The sequence below is a fragment of the Terriglobales bacterium genome (assembly GCA_035624475.1).
GTDB lineage: Bacteria > Acidobacteriota > Terriglobia > Terriglobales > Acidobacteriaceae > DASPRL01.
Genome location: DASPRL010000307.1, coordinates 1 through 5155, shown reverse-complemented (window position 1 = coordinate 5155; position 5155 = coordinate 1). Strand labels below are relative to the sequence as shown.

Genomic DNA, 5155 nt, shown 5'->3' with positions numbered 1-5155 from the left:
CGACTAACTACCAACTACCAACTACCACACCCGGCACGCGTTCTCGCGCACCATGGGGTCGCCGGCCTTGCAGCCGAACGCTTTCGCGAAGTCGGCCGAGTTGGAGACGACGCCGATGGCGCGGAAGCGTCCCGGGGAGTGCGGATCGGAGAGCGCCATGGTGCGGGAGCGCTCCGGCCGGGAGTTCTCGCACCACACCTGGGCGAAGCCGATCCAGAAACGCTGCTCGGCGGTGAAGCCGTCCTTGTCGGGCGGCTCGTTGCCGTTGTAGTGCGCGCGCAGCGCCATCATGGCGAGGTGAGAGCCGCCGTTGTCGGCGGCGTTCTCGCCCAGCGTCAACCGGCCGTTCAGCTTCACTCCCTCGATGGGCGAGTACTGGCTGTACTGGTCGGCGACGCAGCCGGTGCGCTTCTCGAACTCGGCCTTGTCCTTGGGCGACCACCAGTTCTGCAGGTTGCCGGCGCCGTCGAAGCGCGCGCCGGAGTCGTCGAAGCCGTGGGTGAGCTCATGGCCGATGACGATGCCGATGGCGCCGTAGTTAACCGCGTCGTCGATCGAGTTATCGAAGAACGGCGGCTCCAGGATGCCGGCGGGGAAGTTGATGTTGTTCTCCGGCGGGTTGTAGTAGGCGTTGACGGTGGGCGGCGTCATGCCCCACTCCTTGTGGTCTACCGGCTTGCCGATCTTGTTGAGGTCGCGGCGCACTTCGAAGGCTGCGCCCCGGCGCACGTTGCCCAGCAGGTCGGCGCGCTCCACCTTGAGGCTGCGGTAGTCGCGCCAGTGGTCGGGATAGCCGATCTTATTGGCGATGCCCTGCAGCTTGGCCAGGGCCTGCTGCTTGGTGGTTTCCGACATCCAGTCCAGGCCCTGGATGTCCTCGCCCAGCGCCTTCTCCAGCGCCATCACCATCTTCAGCGTCGCCGCCTTGCTCTCCCCGGGGAAAGCCACGTCCACATACCTCTGTCCCAGGGCCTCGCCCAGGTTGCGGTCGGTGAGCGAGGTGCAGCGCTTCCAGCGCGGCTGGATCTGCTTGGCCCCGGCCAGCGTCTTGCCGCTGAAGTTGAAGTCCTCGTCGACGAAGGCCGAAGAGAGGAAGGGCGCCGACGAGTTCACCACGCCCCAGCGCAGGTAGGTCTTCCAGTCGGCCAGGGGAGTGCTCTGCAGCAGCGCTTCCAGGCCCTTGAAGAAGTCCGGCGCCACCACGTTGACGTCCTGGAAGGCGGGCACGGCGAGCGCCGCCAGATACTGGTTCCAGGCGAAGCTCGGGGTCATGACCAGCAGGTCCTTCTTGGCCATCTTGTGATAGATCGCGGCCGGATCGCGGCGCGCCACCCGGTCCATGGAGGCCTGGGCCAGCGCGGTCTCGATCTTCATGACGGTGGCGGCGTCGGCGGTCGCCTGCTCCGGCTTCTCGCCCAGCAGTTCGAACATCTTGGCCACGTGCCCCTGGTAGGCCTCGCGGATCGACTTGGAGCGCGGGTCGTCCTTGAGGTAATAGTCGCGGTCGGGCAGGCCCAGCCCGCCCTGGTCCGCCTCCGCGATCTGGCTGGTCGCATCCTTGAAATCCTGGTCGGACTCGAAGCGGAAGAAGGTCCGCACTCCCATGCCTTGCAGGTGGGCCACTTCGCCCGGCAGTTGCGCCTTGCTCGTCAGCGCGGCGATGCGCGCCAGCTCCGGCCGGATGGGCTTGGTCCCCTGGGCCTCCACCCCCTTTTCGTCCATGCAGGCGGCGTAGAAGTCGCCCACCTTCTTGTCGACGGCGTCGCGCTTGGGGTCGTTCGCCGAGGCCTTCTCCAGGATCTGGTGCAGCACCGCGCGGTTGTGTTCCGCCAGCAGGCTGAACGTGCCCCACACCACCTGGTCGGCGGGGATGGGATTGTCCTTGATCCACTTGCCGCACGCGTACCGGTAGAAGTCCACGCAGGGGTCCACGCTCTTGTCCACCGCCTCGGCGTGGAAGGTGGGCAGGGCCTTGGGGGCTTCGTCCGCGGCGGGGCCGCCCTGGGCCACCGCCAGCGCCGACGTCAACAGCATCAGGCAGATCGCTTTCAATAGCCTCATAACGCTCCTCTCAGGGGATACGGAAACCCAGCAGTCTAAAACGGCGGGCAGCCCCGGCCATAGAGAAATGTTACGGGCAGGGCCCGGCTGCAGGCGCAGCCGGTGACCGGTCAGGGGCTGCCTTTCCGGAGGCCGATCGCGGGCCTAGAACACCCGGAAGTGGATGGTCAGGTACTTCTTGGGGTTTTCCCGGATGGCCTGGACCAGGTTGCGGGTCTCCACCAGCATCTGGTCGGCGTTATTGTAGAGCGACGGGTCCTTGAAGAGCTTGCCCACCGTACCCTCGCCCTTGTCCATGCGATCGGTGATGTCGGCCAGGTTGGAGACGGTGCGGTCCACCTTCCTGGCGAACTCCTCGTCGTGGGCCACCTTGCCCAGCGTGCCCCGGCCCTCGTTGATGTCGGCCATCAGGCGGTTGGCCTTGGCCATGGTCTCGTTGGCATTGTTGTAGAGGGAGGGGTCCTTGATGAGCTTGCCCACCGTGCCCTGGCCCTTGTCCATCTCGTCGACCATCTTGTTGATCTTGGTCACCGAGTCGTTGAGCTTGTTGTAGAGCTCGTCGCTGGTGATGAGCTTGCCGATCGAGCCCTTGCCCTTGCTGACGTCGTTCACCGTGGTCTGAATCTCGTCCAGGGTGGCGTTGAGCTTGTTGAACAGGGAGGGATCGTAGATGAGCTTGCCCACCGAGCCCTCGCCGCGCTCGATGGCGGCCACGATGCGGTCCAGCCTGCGCACCAGGATGTCGACGTTCTGCAGCGTGGTCTGGCTGGCGCGCACCACGTCGGTGATGTCCGGGGTCTCCACCGTCTGCAGCACGTCCCAGTTCTTGGCCTCCGGCCCCTTGGCGCCCTTGCTGGAGATGTCCACGTAGGTCTCGCCCAGCACTCCGGCGGTGGCCAGCGTGGCCACCGAGTCCTTGTGCAGTTCGGCCTTGTACTTGGTGGTGACCTTCATGGTCACCTCCACCGGCGAGGCCGGCCGCCCCGGCACCACGCGGATGCTGGTGACGTTGCCGATGTCCACCCCCTCCAGGCGCACCGGGGCGCCCACGCGCAGCCCGCTGGCGTTATCGAAGAAGGCCTTCAGGTTGATCTTGGGGGTGAACAGGCCGGTGGTGCCGGTCATGAGGAAGATCAGGGTCCCCAGCACGATGGCGGCGAACAGCACCGTCAGGCCTACCCGCAATTCCGACCATCTTACTTGCTGTTGGCTCGGCACATTCCCTCCCCGGGGAAGGCAGAAAAAGGAAGCGCGCGCATGATACCAGAACCCGGCCCCCTCGTCAGCAGGGTCAAGCGCTTCCCGACTTGGGACGCCAGCGTCAGCGAGGGCGGAGCCAGGGAGAAAGCACAGTCGCCATGAGGTACGCCGCCCCGCCGCAGGCCAGCGTCACCGCCAGCCCGTAGTGTATGGCGATCACCATGGCCAGCACGGAGCCTAGCACGCTGGCGGCCGCGTTCATCGCCCAGGCCCACTCGATGGTGTTCTCCCCGGTCGCGCCTACCGAAGCCGCCAGCGCCCGCAGCCCGCTGGGAAAGGGCATGCCCATGGCCAGGCCCAGGGGCGCCAGCACCGCCGCGCTCAACCCCAATTTCAGGACAAAGGGCAGCCCCACCAGCGCTCCCAGCGTCCGCGGCAGGATAAAGACGTAGGCCGCGAGCGCCAGCACGATCAGCGCCAGCGGCCACCGCACCCGCAGAGGATCGCGCAGCCAGCGCCGCGCCAGCACGCTGCCCGCCCCGCTGGCCAGCAAGAGCAGGAAGATCACCACCGTCAGCGCGTAGGTTGGGTGCCCCAGGAAGAGCACGAAGCGCTGGATGAAGGCGATCTCCACCAGGATGTATCCCAGCCCGACGGCCACGAAGTAGAGCAGGCGGGCACTGCCCGCCGCTCGCGCCGGGGCGTAGAGCGCCAGCGGCAGCACCAGGAAGGCCCCCACCGCCAGCAGCGAGATCACCAGCAGCATTCCCAGCACCACCGTCCCCAGGTTGATGCGCCAGTCCATGCCGCGCCCGGTGCCGGCCATGATCCCCTTCAGCACCTGCCCGGTCTTCAGCGTGAAGAAGAAGAAGGGCGCGTCGTCGGTGACGGGGGAGATGTTGTAGGGATACCGTTTGATGAAGTCGCGTCGGTAGTCATGCTGCGGCGACGACATGGAGGCCGCGAGAATCAGATCGCTAAAAGGCTGGATTGCGCCCCGAGACGCACTATGTGCTTCGGTAATGCTCCGAACCTCAGGGGCGCACAGTTGCTCCCATCCAAAGGGAATCGAGCCGTTGCTAGGACACCCCTTTAGGAGGCTCCCCCCAAAGCGCACGGGCGTGTAAATTCCGTACAGCTTGGCATGTGTGGTCACGTACCGAAAAAGCGCATCCTCTTCCTCGCCGTTGAACTGACTCTTCTTAATCAAGACCGTCACTGGACGACCGTCCTCGTCCAGCCTTCCATCGGCAACCACTGCGAAGTGGTTGGGGATGTCCTCGGCCGGAACACCACTTTCGCGTAGGGCTTGGATGCCCTGCGCCACCACGCGCAGGGCCTCGCGCGGCTCCTTGAACTCCCAGCGGGTGATGGCGATGATGCCGTCGGGCTTCAAGTGGTCGAAGTACTCGCGGAAGGCCTCGGTGGTGTAAAGGCTGTTCTCGCTGAGCGCGAAGGCCCCGGCCGCGGTCGAGGCCCAGGTGTCCACCAGCGTCATCTGGATCACGTCGTACTGGTCGCGGCTCTGCCGGATCCAGGAGCGCCCGTCGGCCACGTGCAAGTGCACCTCGGGGATCTCATAAAGGCGAAAGGCGTAGTCGGCGTAGCGGCCGCGCATGATCGTATTCGCGATGATGGGATTGATCTCGATGGCGGTGACCGAGGGGCTGCCGTTGGCCACCGCGCGCAGCACGTCCACGCCGCCGCCCGGACCGATGATGGCGTACGCGCCGCGCGGGCGCAGCACGTTGGCGATGGCTGGCGCCGCCGACATGAGGTCCTGCTTCCAGTTGTAGCCCGCTTGCTCATTACCCTGGGAATCCGCTCCCGGCGCTGGGGGTCGGGTCTCGCCCCATTTCTGCGGGTCGACGCCCATGATCGCAGTAGCAGCGTC

The 5155-nt window shown here is 66.0% G+C and carries 3 protein-coding genes; all 3 read right to left on the bottom strand.

Annotated elements, in window-relative coordinates; translation table 11 throughout:
* Nucleotides 1-21 precede the first annotated feature (21 nt).
* Nucleotides 22-2061, bottom strand: a complete 2040-nt coding sequence (locus VEG08_12195; GenBank protein ID HXZ28744.1) for a M13 family metallopeptidase — start codon at nt 2059-2061, stop codon at nt 22-24.
* 144 nt (nt 2062-2205) lie between these two features.
* Nucleotides 2206-3279 carry an MlaD family protein gene (locus VEG08_12190; GenBank protein ID HXZ28743.1) on the bottom strand — a complete coding sequence of 358 codons (1074 nt, stop codon included), beginning with the start codon at nt 3277-3279 and terminating at the stop codon, nt 2206-2208.
* A 103-nt stretch (nt 3280-3382) separates the two neighbouring features.
* Nucleotides 3383-5155, bottom strand: a 1773-nt coding sequence (locus VEG08_12185; GenBank protein HXZ28742.1) for a hypothetical protein, incomplete at its 5' end; no start/stop codon positions are given.

What these genes read in the sequence shown, in the direction of transcription:
- VEG08_12195 (HXZ28744.1), bottom strand. Translation starts at nt 2,061, where the DNA reads ATGAGGCTATTGAAAGCGATCTGCCTGATGCTGTTGACGTCGGCGCTG.